We start from the raw sequence: 17,717 nt of genomic DNA on the forward strand, positions 1-17,717 counted from the left end.
TGTTGACAGACTGGGTTGATGATCGTCGTCGTATGCCCAGGTCAAGGGTCGCAGGCCCCCGGGTTCCTCGAACCCTGGTTGATGGATCCGGCGTATCGCCGCCAGCTCGTGGGCATGTCGGAGGCCATCGGCATCGACCTCGTCGAGCACGGAACGGTCTCCGACGCCGCGACCATCCGCGACACCGCCGTCGCCCAGCCGCTGATCGTCGCCGCCGGCATCCTCACGCTGAGCGTGCTGCTGGCCGATGGCCGGCGGGAGCGCATTGGGGGCGTCGCAGGACACTCCGTCGGCGAGGTCACGGCAGCCGCGGCATCCAATATCCTCACCACCGGCGAGGCCATGATGCTGGTCACGGAGCGTGGGCGGGCGATGGCGGATGCCGCTGCCCTCACGTCGACCGGCATGAGCGCGGTGGTCGGGGCAGACGAGGCGGAGCTGCTGCAGCGCCTCACCGACCTCGGTCTCTCGCCCGCGAACTTCAACGGCGGCGGACAGATCGTCGTCGCGGGCGAACGCGCGGCCCTCGACCAGCTGGCCGCCGAGCCGCCCACCCGGGCCAGGGTCATTCCACTCGACGTCGCCGGCGCTTTCCACACCTCGTACATGTCGCCCGCCGTCGACCGGCTGCGCGCGGTCGCCGATTCCCTCACGCCCCGCACCCCCGACCTGCCGATCTGGACCAACCGCGACGGTTCGCTCGTCACCTCGGGTGATGAGTTCGTCGACCTGCTCGTCGGGCAGGTCAGCTCCCCGGTGCGCTGGGACAGGACCATGGAGTCGCTCGCCGCCGCGGGCGTCACCGGCCTCATCGAGGTCGCCCCCGCCGGTGCCCTCACCGGGCTCGCCAAGCGCGGCCTGCGCGGGGTACCCACCGTGGCGGTCAAGACCCCCGACGACCTTCCCGCCGCATTCGACCTGATCGACAGGACCCCATGACGAACCCGACACTGCTGCAGTCCCAGGGCGCGCAGTTCACCCGCATCTACAGCTACGGCGCCGCCCGCGGCGACCTGGTCGTTCCTAACGAGGAACTCGTCGGGCCGATCGACTCGAGCGACGAGTGGATTCGCCAGCGCACCGGCATCGTCACCCGCACCCGGGCATCCGCGGGGGTCGACGCCACCGATCTCGCCACCACCGCAGCGATCGAGGCCATCGAGAAGTCCGGCGTCGCCGCCGGGCTTATCGACCTCGTCATCGTCGCCACGATCAGCAACATCCGGCAGACGCCGTCGATGGCAGCGGTCGTAGCCGATCGGGTCGGCGCGAACCCCGCCGCGGCCTACGACGCCAACGCGGCGTGTGCGGGCTTCAGCTACGCCGTCACCCAGGCCGACGCCCTGATCCGTTCCGGTGCGGCGCACTACGCGCTGGTCATCGGCGCCGAGAAGCTCTCCGACGTCGTCGATCCCGCCGACCGCTCCATCTCCTTCCTGCTCGGCGACGGTGCGGGCGCCGTCGTGATCGGCCCCAGCGACACCCCCGGCATCGCCGCGCCGGTCTGGGGATCCGACGGCTCCAAGGCCGACGCCGTAGGCATGAACGCGACCCTCGTCGACTTTCGCGACGGCACCGCGCCATGGCCGACCCTGCGCCAGGAGGGCCAGACGGTCTTTCGCTGGGCCGTATGGGACATGGCGAAGGTGGCCAAGAAGGCGCTGGATGCTGCGGGCATCGAGCCATCGGACCTCGCCGCGTTCATCCCCCACCAGGCCAACATGCGCATCATCGACGAGTTCGCGAAGCAGCTTGGGCTGCCGCCGACCGTGATGATCGCGCGCGACATCGCCACCACCGGCAACACCTCGGCCGCCTCGATCCCCCTCGCGACCCACGCGTTACTGTTGGAGCACCCGGAGCTCAGTGGCGGTCTCGCCCTGCAGATCGGGTTCGGCGCGGGCCTCGTCTTCGGGGCCCAGGTGGTCGTTCTTCCCTAGGATTGACCACGGTCCTTTTTCTGCACCAAAAATCAAGGAGAAACACAATGGCATTGTCTACCGAAGAAGTCCTGGCCGGTCTCGCGGAGCTCATCAACGACGAGACGGGGATTGCCACCGACTCGGTCGAGCTCGGCAAGTCCTTCACCGACGACCTCGACATCGACTCCATCTCGATGATGACCATCGTGGTCAACGCCGAAGAGAAGTTCGACGTGAAGATCCCGGATGAAGAGGTCAAGAACCTCAAGACGGTGGGCGACGCCGTGCACTTCATCACCGCAGCACAGGGCTAGTACCCCGACGACCGACGCTCGACGGTCGGTCGGGAATGACCCCGGCCGACCGGCCATGCCGCACCACCACGGCCACGCCGCACCACCAGAGGAACCACGATGAGCCAGAAGAAGATCGTTGTCACCGGACTCGGAGCAACCTCCCCCCTCGGCGGGAATGTGCCCGACAGCTGGAGCGCTCTGCTCGCGGGCGAGTCGGGTGCCAGCACCCTCGACAAGGACTGGGTCGCCAGGTACGAGCTCCCCGTCACCTTCGCCGCACAGGCGAAGGTTCCCGCGGCCGACATCCTCGAACGCGTCGAGACCAAGCGCCTCGACCCCGGCAGCCAGTTCGCGCTGATCGCGGCCCGTGAGGCGTGGGCAGACGCCGGCGCCCCCGACATCGACCCTGAGCGCATCGCCGTCGACTACGCGACCGGCATCGGCGGCATCTGGACCCTCGTCGACGCGTGGGAGACCCTGCGCGAGCGCGGACCCCGCCGCGTGCTCCCCATGACCGTTCCCATGCTCATGCCCAACGGCCCGGCCGCGGCGATCAGCATGAGCCTCTCCGCCCGCGGAGGAGCACGCACCGTCGTCTCCGCCTGCGCGTCGAGCACCGAATCCATCGCCAACGGCTACGAGCACCTCCAGGCCGGGCTCGCCGACATCATCATCGCCGGCGGCACCGAAGCCGCCATCCACCCGCTGCCGATCGCCTCCTTCGCAGCCATGCAGGCCCTCTCCAAGCGCAACGACGACCCGCAGCGCGCTTCCCGCCCCTACGACGTCAACCGAGACGGCTTCGTGCTCGGCGAGGGCGCCGGCGCCATCGTGCTCGAGACCGAGGAGCACGCGCTCGCCCGCGGCGCACGCATCTACGCAGAACTCGCCGGCGGCGCCGTGACCAGCGACTCGTTCCACATCACGGCCCCCGACCCCGAGGGCTCGGGTGCCGCGCGCGCCATGCTCGCCGCGCTCGACCAGGCCGGGGCTGCCATCACCGACGTCGGCCACGTCAACGCGCACGCCACCAGCACCCCGGTCGGCGACATCGCCGAGTACAACGCCATGGCCCGCGTGTTCGGCGACCACCTCGACTCGATCGCGGTGTCGGCCACGAAGGCCGCGACCGGTCACCTGCTCGGCGGCACCGGGGCGCTCGAGGCGATCTTCACGATCCTCGCGCTGCACCACCGCACCGCCCCACCCACGATCAACCTTGACGACCAGGACCCGTCCATCCCGCTCGACGTGGTGACCTCGCCGCGCGACCTCGGCCAGCAGCAGCTGCTCGCGATCAGCAACTCGTTCGGCTTCGGCGGCCACAACGCCGTCGTCGCGTTCCGGAGCGTGTGATCGCCGAACCGGCGTCGCCCGGCAGCACTGCACCCGGTCGCACCGGGTCGGTCGCGATCGTCAGCGACTACTTCCTCGACTACGTCGGCGGCGCCCAGACGTCGATGCGCGAACAGAAGCTCGCCCTCGAGCGGGCCGGTCACCGGGTGGTGCGGGTCTCGCCCGTGCACGGACCAGGGCGACGCGTGCGGCGGTCGGCAGACGGCATCCTGATCCGTCCGTTCTTCACCCTCCCCGGCGTGCGACTCGCGGTGATCCCCAACAGCGAGAAGACCCGGCGCACCCTGCGACTGTTCTTCGAGCGTGAACGGGTCGAGGTAGTGCACGTGCAGACCGAGTTCGGCCTCGCGCACGCCGCCGCCGATGTCGCCGCCGAGCTCGGCATCCCGGTCGTCCACACGGTGCACACCTTCTACTGGGCCAGTGACGACAACTGGAACGCACCGCTCGAGCCGTTCATCAGGTGGGCCCTGAACAAGGCGCTCGCGACCACACTGCCTCGGCAGTCAATCACGCCCCGCCCGGTCGACAACCTGCTGCGCAACATGGTTCTGCAGTTCGCCCTGCGCGCCGACGCGGTGATCTCACCGTCGGCCCACCAGGCCAGGGACCTCGAGGCCGCGGGCGTGCGGGCGCCCATCGCCATTGTGCCCAACCCGATCACGACGTCGCCCCGCCCGCCGCTGCCGCTGCCCGTCGGCGAACCGCCACGCCTGCTGTGGGTCGCGCGGTGCGAGGGCGTCAAGCGTCCCCTCATCTTCGCGGCGGCCGCGGTTCTCGCGCTCGCCCGCACCGGTAATGGCTTCAGCGTGGACTTCGTCGGCGACGGGTCACAGCGCGCTGCCCTGCAGAGACTCGTGCTGGGGCATCCACAGCTCAGGGTCCAGGGGTCGTTGCCGCACGACGCCGTGCTCGACCTGATGGATGCCGCCTCCGTCGTGGTGCTGTCGTCGGTCGGGTTCGACAACCAGCCGATGACCATCGCCGAGGCCGTCAGTCGCGAGCGGGCCATCCTGTACTGCGACCCCAAGCTGCGCGAGGGATTGCTGCACGCCGGCTACCTGGCCGACAACCCCGACGTCTCGGGCCTCGCCGACGCCATCGTCGACCTGGTGGAGCGCCCCGAGAAGCTGCGCGAGCTGTCGGCGGGTGCCGCGCTCGACGGCGAGCAGTTCAGCGGTGAGCGCTACGTCGAGGGCGCACTGGCTGCATTCGAGCTCGCCCGATCGCGGCTGCGGGAGTAGAACCCGCCGGCGTCAGCCGACCTTGTGCAGCCAGACGACCTGGCTCGAGTCGCTCGCGTGGCGGAACACCTCGAGCTCGTCGTCCCAGGCCTGCCCGAGGGCGAGGCGGAGCTCGCGGTGCAGCTCGAGCGCGTTCGACCCGGCGATCTCCATCGCGTAGCGCACCCGGTCTTCCGGCACGACGATGTTGCCCACCGTGTCGGTCTGGGCGAAGAAGATCCCGAGGTCGGGCGTGTGCAGCCAGCGGCCGCCGTCGGTGCCGAGCCCGGCATCCTCGGTGACCTCGTAGCGCAGGTGCTCCCATCCGCGCAGGGCTGACGCCAGCACGGCTCCGGTTCCGGGTGCGCCCTCCCAGTAGTACTCGGTGCGGAGCGATCCCTTCAGTACGGGCTGGTCGCTCCATTCGAAATTCACGGCGCGACCGAGGGCGCGCCCGGTGGCCCACTCGATGTGGGGTGTGAGCGCGCGAGGCGAGGAGTGCACGTACAGCACCCCACGAGCAATAGCAGCATCCACGTTGTCTCCATTCGGTTAGGTGCGACTTCCCCATCGACCTGGTGAACGGATGCTTCGTTGAGCTGAATTCGACGCCGAAGCGTCGGTTCATTATGTATGACCGCGACCCGGAATCACAAGCGCGTAGTTCGCTCCCGGCTAGGAGTAGTCCCTGAACCTATACTCAGTAGGTCGATAGGAGCATGGATGTCGGTACGCGACGGGTTGATGGCCATCCTCACGCTGGGCCCCGCCTACGGTCTGCAGCTGCACGCCGAGCTGGCCAGGCGGGCTCCGCACCGAGGTCCGGTGAACGTCGGACAGATCTACTCGACGCTCGACCGCCTCTCCACGCAGCGCCTCATCGCCTCGGCCGGGGTCACCGACGACGGGCTCCCCCAGTACGCGCTCACCCCCGCCGGCCGAATCGCTTCGAACGACTGGATCGAGACGCCGGCGCTGCACTTGCTCCCGGAGTGGACCGAGATGCTCGACCAGGTGCTCGTCGGCTCGTCGGTGTCGCCCGCAGCCGCCCCGCCGCTCATCGCCGGGTACCGTCACTGGTGGGTCGACGACGGCCTCGCCGCACGCAGCACCCTCGCCGAGTCGGAGGTGGATGCTGCCGCGCGTCTCTCCCTGCTCGCCCGGGTCAGCAGGGCCGATGCTGCGGTCGACTGGCTCGACCAGGCGGCACGGGTCGTCGCCGCAGATGACCCGTTCCTCCCCTACTCCGCGGTGCGCCCGAAGCGCGGGCGGCGGCCCGCGGTCACCGCAGCCAGCTAGGCACGGTCGGCCGCACCGGGTCACTTCGCCTGCGAGTAATCGTCGACCACGGCGACGGTGAGAGGGAATTGGATGGGCAGCTCGCCGAACAGGAGGCGCCCGGCATCCATCGCTGCCTGCCGCACCTCGTGCTCTACCCGCTCGGCCATGGCAGCCGGGGTGTGCACCACGAGCTCGTCGTGCAGGAAGAAGACCAGGTGCGGCGTGCGCACCCAGCCGGCTCCGGTCGCCCCGGCGGGGTCGAGCGCGGTGAGGCGCGTGCGCAGGACCGCCATCCAGCACAGCGCCCACTCTGCAGCGGTTCCCTGCACCACGAAATTGCGGGTGAACCGCCCCCAGGAGCGCGCCCGGGAGCGGGTGCGATCGTGGTCGGCGGCGGTCGCGGTCTCGTCGTATCCGGTTGCCGCCCCCGGTGGTGAGCTGCGCCCGAGCCGCGTCGTGACGACCTTTCCAGCCTCGCCAGCCCGGGCGGCGGCCTCGACGTAGCCGATCGCTCGCGGGTAAGTGCGTGCGAGCTGCGGCAGCAACCGGCCCGCCTCGCCCGAGGTCGCCCCGTACATGGCGCCCAGCATGGCGACCTTGGCGTGCTCGCGGGTCTCGACGGCCCCACTGGCCACGATTCCCGCATAGAGGTCACCCGACGCGGCGGCCTGCACCATGCCCCGGTCGCCGGCGAGGGCCGCCAGGATGCGGGGTTCGAGCTGCGCGGCATCCGCGACGACGAGTTTGAAGCCGGGGTCGGCGATCACCGCACCGCGCACCTGCTTCGGCAGCTGCAGCGCGCCGCCGCCGCCTTTGCTCGCCCACCGACCGGTGACCACTCCCCCCGGCACGTACTCGGGCCTGAAGCGTCCGCCCGCGACGTTGGCGTCGAGCCAGTGCCAACCGTTGGCGCTCCACAGCCGCGCCATCTTCTTGTACTCGAGCAGCGGTTCGATGACCGGGTGCTCGACCTTCTTCAGGTCCCTCGAGCGCGTCGACTCGACGGCGACACCGGCGCGGCCGAGGGCCTTGAGCAGCTCGGGCGGGGAGTCGGGATTGACGTCGTCGACGCCGAGCTCGGAGCGCACCCGGTCGAGGGCGGCCTGCATGCGGCTCGGCCGCTGGTCGGGGGCCGGCCGGGGGCCGAGAACGTTCGCGAGCAGTCGCTCGTGCACCTCCGCCCGCCATGGGAGTCCCGCGTACCTGATCTCGGCCGCGACCAGGGCACCGGCCGATTCTGCGGCGAGCAGGATCGACACCCGTGCAGGGTCAGCGCACCCCGCGACGGCCGCCCGCTGGGCACGGAACTCGGCGACCGGGTCGGGTGAGTCGCCATCGACCTCCACCTCGAACAGTGCCCCGGTCGAACGGCGCCGTTCTGGGGTGGGGGCGTCCCACTCGGTCGGCGGGGCGGTGGCGAGGGTGGATGCCGCGGTCAGCGTCGAACCGCGGAGGATCGCGTGGCACAGCCGCAGGTCCACGCAGCGCTCGACACGCACCCCCGCGGCCAGCAACTCCGGGTACCACCGGCTCGTGTCGTCCCACACCCAGCGGGGCCGCGACGGTTCGAGCCGCGCGACCTCGGCCGCGAGGTCGGGCACGCGGCGCGGTTCGGCCACCGGCGAGCCGTCGGCGGCGAGTTCGCTGAGGATCGCCCCGTCGGGGTCGCGCGTGAGAGCGAGGAACACCGTCGCCGGTCAGTGCAGCAGTGCGCCCGCGGTGTTGAGCACGTTCTTCTCGCCGGCCTCGATCGGCACCGTGAACCGGTTCTGGCGGGGTGGCATGGGGCAGTTGAAGTTGTAGCTGAAGGCGCACGGCGGGAGGTATGCGCGGTTGAAGTCGAGGGTGATCGACCCGTCGGTGTTAGGGGCGACCATCAGGAAGCGCCCGACGCTGTAGGTGGAGTCCCCGTTGGTCGAGTCGGCGAACACGAGCAGCAGTGCACGGCCCTCCTTGAACGCCGCCAGGCTGTAGTCGATGCCGTCCTTCGTGAAGGTGATTTCGCCGGGGACCACCTTGTCGCGGGGCTTTCCCTCGTCTTTCAGGTGCTCGATACCGAGGGTGGTGCCGCCCTCTATCTCGTTCCACGCTGCGGTGATGACCCAGTCGGGGTTGTAGGGGAACGCGTCGATGCCTCCGAAATCGCGGATGGCGTCGGACCGCGCGTCCCAGACGCGCAGCGCGTAGGCGCCATCCTCGCCGGCGATGACGAACGCCGAGAGAGTGTCGGAGAAGACCACCTCGCCCGGTGTAGCCGAATCCTTGCCCGCGACGACGGCGCGGCCATCCACCAGTTCGCCATCGACCCGGATGCCGTCGGCGGCCGTCGCGGTGACGGCCAGCCCGGATTCACCCTCGGGCAGCGGCGCCCACAGTCCCGGCACGCCGTAGATGGGCTGCTCGGCGTCGACCCACTGCGTGTTCACCAGTGCGAGGTTGCCCTTCGGCTGCACGACGGCTTCGTCGCGACGGGTGCGGTAGATAGCGAGCAGCTGTTCCGGGGACATGGCTGAGGGGATTGTTGGTGGGAGGTTGGTCATGGTTCCATCCTTGTCGACGTCACCCTCGTCAACGACCAACCCGGCCGGTTTATGCCGACCGGGCGACACCGCGATGGTCGTCCTGCCACAGCTCGACCTGCACCTGGATGGCCAGTTCCCGCAGCAGGCCGATATCGAACTCCGCGGCCGGACGCGGCGCGGCGTCGACGACGCTGAGCACGCCGATCGTCTGACCGGTAGCCGACTCGATGGGGAACGCGGCGAAGAAGCGGGGCAGCTCCCCGTCGGCCGTCGCGGCCGGTTCCCGCGCCCAGTCGTCGTGCATCGCGTCGCCGATCACCGTGGCGGTGGTCGACAGGATCGCGCGGCTGCAGAACCGATCAGCCCTGGCCGTCGCCGGGAAGGACGATCCGGCGCTGGCCAGGTGCAGGAGGGCATCGCGGTCGAGAACGGTGATGTGGGCGGAGTCGGTGTCGAAGGCGTCCCGTGCGCGATCGACGATGTACTGCAGGCGTGCGGCCATCGGGTCGTCGACCATCGGGGCCGCGACGTGGCGCGGTGCCGCCTCTCCGGGGCCCGGCGTGTCGGTGGCCGCGGAATACCGGCCCCCTGGCCGGCGCGGACCGCACGGCAGCATCGGCACGATCCCCGCGCACAGCACGGTCGCCCACCGCACGTATTCGCCGGGCGAGCGGTGCCGGTCGATCCTCGATCGCCCACTGCGCGCTTCGATGGGCACGAAGCAGGCACGCGGGTCGTCGGCGCAGAGCGCGGCGGTGATGTCGTTCAGCCGGTCCGCATGGGCTGCGGCCACCGATCCGAGCACGGAATCGAAGATGTCGATGCTGCGGATGGGGGGAATGCCCGCCGCGACGAGCACGGCCCCGGTGTCGCTCGACCGGATGACGTCGATGACGGCGGCGTAGTCACGGCGCCAGTGGCGGGGGTTCGCGAGGTGGAGTGCCTCGTTGGCGCCGATGCACACCACGATGGCGTCGTACCGCCAGAGCTTCGCCTCGCGGAGGTGTCCGGGCAGGTCAGACAAGCGCATGTCGCTGTCGGCGATGAGGTCGACGGTCACTGCGCGGCCGGTGCGGGCCGTCATCGCCCTCGCCAAGGCACCGGGAAGAGCGAGGTCGTGGGTGTGAACGCCCCAGCCGACGGCGGGCCCCGATCCGACGATGAGCACCCGGTCGCCGTCTGGCCCCGCGGTGTGGCACTGCGGCGGGCCGGCGGGACGCGGTATGCGGTGGCTGCGCCCCTCGGCATACGTGACCCACGCAGCCATGACGGGACTCAGTGCCCAGCGCGCGACGCCGGAGGGAAACCTGTATGGAGGCATTCGCGGGGTCTGGGCGAGAACCTTCGATACGCGGGTCACATCGTGCCGCCCGCGCGTGCGGAGAAGTCGAGTGCCTGAGACATAGTCCCCCAACCAGTCGGCTCCAATTCTACCCGGGGCCGGCCGGCCCCCGGTCGGTGGCGAACCCCCACAACGGGCGTCGTGCGCATCAGCGCGGCTACCGCTACATCAGGCCGCCCTCTGGCCAGCGCTTGGTACGCCGACTGAGCAGACGACGCAGGCCGAGCACGATGCCGTAACCGATGCTGCCGACCCCGACGACGAGGAGCTCGAAGGAGAGACCCACCCCGCGCGACGACGCGGGCTCTGTGCTCGCCGCGACGAGGATCATGACGACGCTGCCGGCGAGCGCGAACGCCCCACCCAGGATGTAGAAGAACGGGCGCCAGCTCTCGGGCAGGGTCTGTTCACCTTCGGGTGCGGGCACGTGGTTCCGTCCGGTCGGTGTGCGGGTGTCGAATGCACAGCCTACGGACCGGCGCACCCGGCCACTCGAACCCTGCGGCTGGAGGCGCTGTCGGGGCTGGCGACAGGCCGTCTCGTCTGGTTGGCCATCCCATTCGACACGCGCATAATTGCTTGCCACGACCGCTGCGAATCCGCCCCGGGTGGTCTACCCGTCACAGGAGATGCTCATGGCCACCAGCCGCAACCCGATCGATGACCTGCGCGAATCGCTGGGCCACCTCGCGGGGCAGATCAAGTTGCCGGGATCGGAGCGAGTCGAGGAGCTGGTCACCGGGCGCGCCAGGTCGACCAGGCCGCTCGCCGAGGTGCAGGCGGAGCTCGACGGCCTGGTGGGCCTGGAGACGGTCAAGGAGCAGGTGCGGGCGCTGGTCGCCTTCCTCCAGGTGCAGGCCAGCCGCAAGTCGCACGGCCTCCCCGAGGTGGCCACCTCACAGCACCTCGTCTTTCTGGGCAACCCGGGCACGGGCAAGACCACCGTGGCGCGGCTCCTCGCCGAGATGTACCGCGCCGTCGGGCTGCTGCAGAAGGGCCACCTGGTCGAGGTGGACAGGTCGGCGCTGGTCGGGCAGTACGTGGGCGCCACCGCCATCAAGACCGACCGGGTGATCCGTCGCGCCCTCGACGGGGTTCTGTTCATCGATGAGGCATACGCCCTCTCGCCGGAAGACGGACGCATGGACTTCGGTCCGGAGGCCATCGAGATACTGCTCAAGCGGATGGAGGACCACCGCCACCGCCTGGTCGTCATCGTGGCCGGCTACCCGCGGCTGATGGAATCGTTCCTGCTCTCCAACCCCGGGTTGCGGTCACGCTTCGCACGGGAGATCTCGTTTCCCGACTATTCGGTCGACGAACTGGAGGCGATCTTCAGCAAGATGCTGGCCCAGCACCAGTACCTCCTCCAGCCGGGCGCAGAGCACGTGCTCCGCCGTATCCTCAGCGGCCTGCACGCCGGCGAGGCATCGGGCAACGCGCGCTTCGCTCGCACGCTCTTCGAGCAGTCGCTCAACCGCCAGGCGCTCCGGCTGTCCCTCGACGGGGAACGCAGCCTCGACGACCTCGACCGGGATGCCGTGATGACACTGACCGCGGATGACCTCGGTGGCGCGGCGAGCGCCCTCGGCGAAGGACCGCCAGCAGACCCGTCGCCGTCGCGCTGGTGGCGTTGGCTGGGCTGAGCGACGAGCTTCGGGCAGTCGCCGGTCAGGACGTGACTTCGTTCGCCAGCGCGGCCAGCACCGTGGTGAGTTTCTGCAGCAGCGGCCCGGCATCGCCGAGGTCGAACGCCTGCGCGAGGTCCACCGGCGGGCGATAGGCCAGCTTTGTGACGCCCTGGTCGTCCCACAGCAGGATCCGCAGCGGAAGGTCGAGCCCCACCCGGGGGTCGAGGCGCATGAGGGGTGTTCCCGCCACCGGATTGCCCAGGATCGCCACGACTTCATCCGGGAGTTCGAGCCCTACCTCCCGTGCTGCGGCGGCGTGGTCGATGACCGCGAAGATGCGTACGTCGTGTTCGTCGGCGGCCGTCCTCAGCCGGTCCAGTGCGTCGCCGACCGACCCGTCGACGTCGTGCGTGGTGAGTCCAGCAGCCATCGAGTCCTCCATTTGTGATCCGTCCACCCGAAGCATGGGGCCTATCGGCACGCCGTCAATACTCATTCTTGATGACGAAGTACGACCCGCGGATGATGCCAGCGAGCGTTGACTTCTGGCGCGCGAACCGGAATGCAGCGAGCTCGTCTGGCACCTCCATTCCCTCCGACAGCTTGAATCCCACGGCGCGCTTGCCCGCGGCATCGATCGCGTACATGACATTGACCGACAGTCCGCTGGCGTAGAAGACATACGCGAAGCGGGTGCCATCCACCACGAACTCGGTCGCTTCGATGGCGGGGGACGCGATCGTGATCCCGCGTTCCCGCGAGAGGATGCCGTGTACCCAGTCGATCGCGCCGGTCGCGTCACGTGCCGGCTCCACGGTGAAGACGTGGTCGTACTTGTTTCTGAAGTAGCGCGCCTCGTTCGCGCGCAGCCCGGCGAGGGCGTCTCCTACTGGTGATGATTCGAGTCCGACCGGTGACACGGTGGCGAAATCGACGACGTACGACATGTGGTGCATCCCCTTTTCTCGTGCCGGCCAGGGCAGCCCGGCGATGGCCCCAATGTACTGACGGTCGCCACGGCATGCTTCTCGAAAACTGACCGCTGACGCGGCGGTGACATCATGTCGGCGCGAAGAGCGCACACTTCTCTACATGACATCGACTGCAGGGCGTCGGGCCGTTCGGGCATTGACGCGGCGCACCCGTCTCGCATCGCGGGCGTCGACGGGTGCGGCGCGTGCGGCGCGTGCGGACCGCGGTGCCTTCGACGAGGCAGTGCGGTCGATCAGGGCGGGCTCGCTCACCGCAGACGGTGCCGCGGGCCACCTCCTCGCGCGACTGACCGATCGCGAGCTCGTCGGGCTTCTCGACGGCGACTCCCCGCGCCTGCTGCTGCCGTTCATCCCGGTGCTGCTCGGTCGGCGGCCGTTCGTGGCGGGGGCGGTGCCCCGGCTCGGTATTCCGGGTATCCGGTTCAGCGACGGTACCCGCGGCGTGGTGATCGGTGCCTCCACCGCGTTTCCCGTCACGATCGCGCGGGCCGCGACGTGGGACCCGGCACTCGAGGAGAGGGTCGGCCGCGCGATCGGACTCGAGACCAGGGCCCGGGGAGCGAACTACTCGGCCTCCGTCTGCGTCAACCTGCTGCGCCATCCGGCCTGGGGCAGGGCGCAGGAATCCTACGGCGACGATCCGCTGCTCACCGGGCAGCTGGGGGCGGCGATGACCCGGGGCGTCCGCGTCAACGTGATGGCCTGCGTCAAGCACTTCGCGCTCAACTCGATGGAGAACGAGCGGTTCGAGGTCGATGTCACGGTCGACGAGCACGCCCTGCACGAGGTGTACCTCCCGCAGTTCAAGGCCGTGGTGGATGCCGGTGCCGACTCGATCATGAGTGCATACAACCGCGTGCGCGGCGACTACATGGACGTGAACCGCGCCCTGCTCACCGACGTACTGCGGCGCGAGTGGGGCTTCACCGGATTCGTGACCAGCGACTGGGTGTTCGGAACCCACGACGCGGTCGCCAGCCTCGAGGCGGGAATGGACATCGAGATGCCGTTGCGGCTGATTCGGGCCCGCGACCTGCCGCCCGCGATCCGGAGTGGCGGAGTGGCCCGCGACCTCGTGCTGCGATCTGCGCGCCGCATCCTGAGCACCTCTCTCTCCCACGCGGCGGCCCGTGAGCCCGCCGAGCCGACCGGCACCGTGATCGCCTCGCCGGCGCATCGCGCGCTCGCCCGCCAGGCAGCCGAGGAATCGATGGTGCTGCTGAAGAACGACCCGGTAGGACCAGCGCCGTTGCTGCCGCTCTCCCCCGGCATCCGCCGCCTCGCCGTCGTCGGTCGACTCGCGAACAGGGCGAACCTCGGCGACCACGGGTCGTCGCGGGTTCGGCCACCCTCGACGGTGTCTCCGCTGCAGGGGTTGCGTGAGGCGCTGCCGGCGGCACACGTCACGACCGCGTCGGGTGAGGATGCCCCGGCCGCCGCCGCACTCGCTGCCGCAGCGGAGGTGGCGGTCGTGGTTGTCGGCCTCGACCAGCACGACGAGGGCGAGTCGGTGGTGACCGGCGGCGTCGACGTCGGGGTGCTAGGTCGCGGGTTCCATTCCGGCCTGTCGCGGCGAACGCTGACCGGCCTCGCGCACGTGGCATCCCGGTTCGTGCGCGGGGGTGACCGCGCCTCGCTGGAGCTGCGCCCCGAAGACGTGCGCCTCATCCGTGCGGTCGTCGCCGCCAACCCGCGCACCGTCGTCGTGCTCGTCGGGGGAAGCGCCATCCTCACGGAGGGGTGGCGGCACAGCGTGCCCGCGCTGCTTATCGCCTGGTACGGCGGCATGGAGGGCGGCCACGCTCTCGCCCGCGTACTGACCGGCGAGGCGGAGCCGGGCGGTCGGCTGCCATTCGTGCTGCCGACCGACGCCGCCCACCTTCCGCCGTTCGACAGCGCGGCGAAGGCCGTCGTGTACGACGACCGCTGGGGGCAGCGCCGGCTGGACGCCGAGGGCAATGTTCCTGCGTTCCCGTTCGGGTTCGGACTCGGCTACACGACGTTCGATTGCCGGCTGCTCGAGCACTCGTTCGATGACTCGGGCGGCTGGGCGAACGTGCTCGTGACCAACACGGGCGAACGGACGGGCTCGACCGTCGTGCAGGTCTATGCCGCCGACCTGTCACGCGTCAGGCCGATCGCCCAGCTGCTGGGGTTTCAGAAGGTCGCGCTGCCGCCGGGGGCGCAGGTGACCGCCCGGGTCAGGCTCGACGCCGGGCCCACGCTGCAGCGCGACCCGGAATCCCGCCGCTGGTCGCCGCGCGGGGGCGACTGGGCCGTACTCACCGCTCAGCACAGCCCGGACGGCTGGGCCGGCGCGGTGCCGTTGCGGCGCGCGGCCGACGATCCCGTCTGAGAACGAGGGAGCGCCCAGGGGAACAGGGTGCGCCGGCCAGCGGTCACCCGGGGAGGGTGGGCAGTGGCGCGGAGAGCTCCTCGACGTGCACCAGCAGTTCGTCGTCGCCCCGGAGCATGGCCCGGATCAACCGCCGCGCCTCCCACCTCGGCGACAGCGGCTGCTGGTCGCGCCGCAGTACGAGGTCGCCGGTCGGGGTCTCGTAGCGCCTGCGGAGGTCGTCCACTTCTTCACCACGGAGCAGGGCGACCGTGCTGCCCGCCGCCGGGTCGACGATGCGCACCAGCGACGTCGGGCCGGTCAGGTCCGACGCGACGAGGCGCTGTTCGCTGGCGGAGAGGATGGTCTTCTGCGCGGCCCTGGTCACGACGAGCGGGCGGGACGGGCCGTCGAGAACTGTGGCCAGAACGTCGGCCGCGGCATCCGGTCGCCCTATTCTTCGCGCCGCTGCCTGCATGCGCTGCAGGCGCCCCGGTTCGCGCAACACCTGGTCGATCTTCCAGCCGATGGTGGCGGCGGTGTTGCAGCGCACCGCTGCGCCCTGCTCCATGAGGTAGTCGCCGTTGCGCACTTCCTGCCCCGGGATGGAGTTCACGAGCACCATGGGCAACCCCGCCGCCATGCATTCCGACGACGACAACCCGCCTGGCTTGCCCACGAACAGGTCGGAGCTGCGCAGCAGCTGCGGCATCTCGGAGGTGAACCCGAGCACGCGGTATCGATCGCCCGCCGGCGCCACCAGCGTCTCGATGCGGCGCCGCAGCTCGTCGTTGCGACCGCAGACGATCGTGGCGGTGAAGTCGGAGCGCATGTGCATGGTCTGCCGCACCACGGCGACGGCGTAGTCGCCACCGGAAGCGCCGGCCGAGATGAGCAGCATCGGGGGTTCGCCCGCGTTCGCTTCGCGTGGCTCGTGCGGCTCGCGTGGCTCGGGCGGTGGGGCGGAGATCGGGATGCCGCTTGCCGTGACTCGATCGCGCGGCAGGCCGAGCGCGGTCAGCTCGACCCTGCCCTCCTCCCTCGCGACGAAGAGCGCGTGGAATGCTCCGGTCAGCCACAGGCCCTGGAAGTCGTAATCGGTCGTGACGACGGCCGTCCTGGCGTCGATCACGCCGCGCATGAGGAGTGATGCGAGCAACTGGGCGGGGAGGAAGTGCGTGCAGATGATCACGGTCGGCTGGAACCGCTTGATCGCGCCGACCACCGGCATTGCGTTCGCCCGCGTCCACGGGTCGATCGGGCCGCGACGGCGAAAGGGTGGGTCGCTGATGTCGTAGCCCCACTCGATCAGCCACGGGAGGTCTTCGACGAGCACGAAGTAGCCCTTGCCGAGCACGTCGCGATAGAGCGGGCTGCTGGTCTGCAGAACATCGAGCACCTGCACTTCGGTGATGTCATCGCGCGTCGCGCACGCCTGTTGCACCGCTGCTGCGGCGCTGTTGTGACCCGCTCCGACCCCGGCCGACAGGATGAGAACGCGCTCGCCGCCGGCATCGGGGATTCGTTTCGACGACATGCGCATGGGGAGAGGGTAGCGGGAGGCCAGGGCCGACTCTGCGCCGGTACGTCGCAATGTGGGCTGCGGAGCAGGGTCAGTCGGTGGGTGGCCGGCGGAGCTGCTTGATATTGGTGCGCACCTGCTTGCCTTTCAGGCGCCGCTCCTTCGAACCGCGACTCGGTCTGGTCGGGCGGCGCTTCGGTGGCGGTGGCTGCAGGGCGGCGGCCACCTCGGCGGCGAGTCGATCGCGCGCGGCATCGCGGTTGCGCAATTGTTCACGATTCTCGGATGCCGCGACCGTCAGCACCCCGTCGACGAGGCGTGCACCCAACCGGTCGAGCAGCCGCTCGCGGTGATACGGAGACAGCACGCGGGAGCTCGCGGGATGCCACGAGAGCTCGACGCGGGAGTCGGTGGTGTTGACCCCCTGTCCCCCGGGCCCCGACGATCGAGAGAACCGCCACGACAGCTCGGCATGGGGAATCGTCAGGCTCGCCGTGACACGCAGGCCTGGGCGGTTCGGAACGGGCATGGGTCAATCATGCTCCGCCGTGTCGACGGCGATGCTGCGCCGGCAGCACTGAAACGCGGTCTGGCAGGTAGGTGTCGGAGTGGTGCGTATCGGCGGTGCTTGTCCGCGGTGGAGTGTCGGCGGTGCATGACACGATCCGCAGGACGGAGTAGCGGCGGGAGGCGGCATGCGGGGCGAGGCGAGCGTGCTTCACGCCGATCTCGACGCGTTCTACGCATCGGTCGAGCAGCGGGATACTCCCGCTCTGCGTGGCAGGCCGGTGATCGTCGGTGGCGGTGTCGTGCTGGCGGCGAGTTACGAAGCGAAGGCGCGCGGGGTGCGTACCGCGATGGGCGGGCGGCAGGCGCGCGACCTGTGCCCTGACGCGGTGGTCGTGCCGCCCCGCATGGACGTCTATTCGGCGGCCAGCCGCGACGTGTTCGCGATCTTTCGTGACACGACGCCGCTGGTGGAGGGGCTATCGATCGACGAGGCGTTCCTCGAAGTCGGCGGCCTCCGGCGCATCGCGGGCACCCCGGAGCAGGTGGCGGAGCGATTGCGCGCGCGGGTGCGCGCGGAGGTCGGGCTCGTCATCTCGGTCGGCGTAGCGCGAACGAAATTCCTCGCCAAGGTCGCGAGCGCCGTCAGCAAGCCCGACGGGCTCCTAGATGAGTGAGTCCTAATGGTCGTAGGCGATGAGGGAGCGTTTGTTGGGTGCTCCGATGAGCCAGTTGTGCCAGATTCCTGCGGCGAGGGCGAGTAGTCGGCCTGCGATTCGGGAGTAGAC

The 17,717-nt window shown here is 69.9% G+C and carries 17 protein-coding genes and 2 pseudogenes; 9 read left to right on the top strand and 10 right to left on the bottom strand.

What is annotated here, in order from left to right; genetic code table 11:
• Positions 1-18 precede the first annotated feature (18 nt).
• The 5 genes from G5S38_RS03255 (at position 19) to G5S38_RS03275 (ending at position 4,818) form a co-directional block, all read left to right on the top strand.
• Positions 19-939: an ACP S-malonyltransferase gene (locus G5S38_RS03255; RefSeq protein WP_165064179.1), complete on the top strand. Its 921-nt coding sequence runs from the start codon at positions 19-21 to the stop codon at positions 937-939.
• Positions 936-1,940 (top strand): beta-ketoacyl-ACP synthase III, encoded by a 1,005-nt coding sequence (locus G5S38_RS03260; protein ID WP_165064182.1) that lies wholly within the window; start codon positions 936-938, stop codon positions 1,938-1,940. Before G5S38_RS03255 ends, G5S38_RS03260 begins: the two co-directional genes overlap by 4 nt.
• A gap of 47 nt (positions 1,941-1,987) precedes the next feature.
• Entirely contained in the window at positions 1,988-2,236 is a 249-nt protein-coding gene (locus G5S38_RS03265) for an acyl carrier protein (protein WP_165064187.1), read from the top strand.
• A gap of 99 nt (positions 2,237-2,335) precedes the next feature.
• Positions 2,336-3,574, top strand: a complete 1,239-nt coding sequence (locus G5S38_RS03270) for a beta-ketoacyl-[acyl-carrier-protein] synthase family protein (RefSeq protein ID WP_165064190.1) — start codon at positions 2,336-2,338, stop codon at positions 3,572-3,574.
• Positions 3,571-4,818, top strand: a complete 1,248-nt coding sequence (locus G5S38_RS03275; RefSeq protein WP_165064194.1) for a glycosyltransferase family 4 protein — start codon at positions 3,571-3,573, stop codon at positions 4,816-4,818. The genes G5S38_RS03270 and G5S38_RS03275 overlap by 4 nt, the downstream gene beginning before the upstream one ends.
• 12 nt (positions 4,819-4,830) lie before the next feature.
• On the opposite strand, the gene G5S38_RS03280 is transcribed toward G5S38_RS03275, so the two are convergent.
• Complete coding sequence (locus tag G5S38_RS03280; protein ID WP_165064197.1) at positions 4,831-5,334, bottom strand: DUF3145 domain-containing protein; 504 nt, start codon at positions 5,332-5,334, stop codon at positions 4,831-4,833.
• A gap of 186 nt (positions 5,335-5,520) precedes the next feature.
• Between G5S38_RS03280 and G5S38_RS03285 the strand changes: the two genes are divergently transcribed.
• A complete protein-coding gene (locus G5S38_RS03285; RefSeq protein WP_165064200.1) occupies positions 5,521-6,096 on the top strand; it encodes a PadR family transcriptional regulator in 576 nt (191 codons plus the stop codon).
• A gap of 20 nt (positions 6,097-6,116) precedes the next feature.
• Here the strand turns inward: G5S38_RS03285 and G5S38_RS03290 are convergent, their stop codons facing one another.
• From G5S38_RS03290 to G5S38_RS03305, 4 genes are all read right to left on the bottom strand, one after another.
• Positions 6,117-7,766 carry a bifunctional 3'-5' exonuclease/DNA polymerase gene (locus G5S38_RS03290; RefSeq protein ID WP_165064203.1) on the bottom strand — a complete coding sequence of 550 codons (1,650 nt, stop codon included), beginning with the start codon at positions 7,764-7,766 and terminating at the stop codon, positions 6,117-6,119.
• Between the two features lie 9 nt (positions 7,767-7,775).
• Positions 7,776-8,618, bottom strand: coding sequence for a DUF1684 domain-containing protein (locus G5S38_RS03295; protein WP_165064206.1), 843 nt, complete (start codon positions 8,616-8,618; stop codon positions 7,776-7,778).
• Positions 8,619-8,667: 49 nt separating this feature from the next.
• A complete protein-coding gene (locus G5S38_RS03300; protein ID WP_165064210.1) occupies positions 8,668-9,867 on the bottom strand; it encodes a GDSL-type esterase/lipase family protein in 1,200 nt (399 codons plus the stop codon).
• A gap of 238 nt (positions 9,868-10,105) precedes the next feature.
• Positions 10,106-10,369, bottom strand: a complete 264-nt coding sequence (locus G5S38_RS03305) for a hypothetical protein (protein WP_165064213.1) — start codon at positions 10,367-10,369, stop codon at positions 10,106-10,108.
• 208 nt (positions 10,370-10,577) lie between these two features.
• Between G5S38_RS03305 and G5S38_RS03310 the strand changes: the two genes are divergently transcribed.
• The gene (locus G5S38_RS03310; RefSeq protein WP_165064216.1) at positions 10,578-11,588 is read left to right on the top strand and encodes an AAA family ATPase; all 1,011 of its coding nucleotides are present in this window, start codon (positions 10,578-10,580) and stop codon (positions 11,586-11,588) included.
• 25 nt (positions 11,589-11,613) lie between these two features.
• Here the strand turns inward: G5S38_RS03310 and G5S38_RS03315 are convergent, their stop codons facing one another.
• Together G5S38_RS03315 and G5S38_RS03320 are read right to left on the bottom strand one after the other, a co-directional pair.
• Positions 11,614-12,003, bottom strand: coding sequence for a DUF302 domain-containing protein (locus G5S38_RS03315; RefSeq protein ID WP_165064219.1), 390 nt, complete (start codon positions 12,001-12,003; stop codon positions 11,614-11,616).
• 55 nt (positions 12,004-12,058) lie between these two features.
• Positions 12,059-12,520, bottom strand: coding sequence for a phage tail protein (locus G5S38_RS03320; protein ID WP_165064222.1), 462 nt, complete (start codon positions 12,518-12,520; stop codon positions 12,059-12,061).
• A 145-nt stretch (positions 12,521-12,665) separates the two neighbouring features.
• Here G5S38_RS03320 and G5S38_RS03325 point away from each other — a divergent pair, with 145 nt between their 5' ends.
• Positions 12,666-14,921 carry a beta-glucosidase gene (locus tag G5S38_RS03325; protein ID WP_165064225.1) on the top strand — a complete coding sequence of 752 codons (2,256 nt, stop codon included), beginning with the start codon at positions 12,666-12,668 and terminating at the stop codon, positions 14,919-14,921.
• Between the two features lie 43 nt (positions 14,922-14,964).
• On the opposite strand, the gene G5S38_RS03330 is transcribed toward G5S38_RS03325, so the two are convergent.
• Positions 14,965-16,443, bottom strand: a complete 1,479-nt coding sequence (locus tag G5S38_RS03330; RefSeq protein ID WP_165064228.1) for an MGDG synthase family glycosyltransferase — start codon at positions 16,441-16,443, stop codon at positions 14,965-14,967.
• 70 nt (positions 16,444-16,513) lie between these two features.
• Positions 16,514-16,951: an alternative ribosome rescue aminoacyl-tRNA hydrolase ArfB gene (gene arfB / locus G5S38_RS03335; RefSeq protein ID WP_165064231.1), complete on the bottom strand. Its 438-nt coding sequence runs from the start codon at positions 16,949-16,951 to the stop codon at positions 16,514-16,516.
• 166 nt (positions 16,952-17,117) lie between these two features.
• On the opposite strand from arfB, the pseudogene G5S38_RS03340 reads away from it, so the two are divergent.
• Positions 17,118-17,597: pseudogene (locus G5S38_RS03340) on the top strand (Y-family DNA polymerase); the annotation flags it as partial.
• Between the two features lie 12 nt (positions 17,598-17,609).
• Here the strand turns inward: G5S38_RS03340 and G5S38_RS03345 are convergent.
• Positions 17,610-17,717, bottom strand: a pseudogene (locus G5S38_RS03345) (IS982 family transposase); the annotation flags it as partial.

It is taken from the genome of Marisediminicola senii (genome assembly GCF_011057645.1).
Taxonomy (GTDB): Bacteria; Actinomycetota; Actinomycetes; order Actinomycetales; family Microbacteriaceae; genus Marisediminicola; species Marisediminicola senii.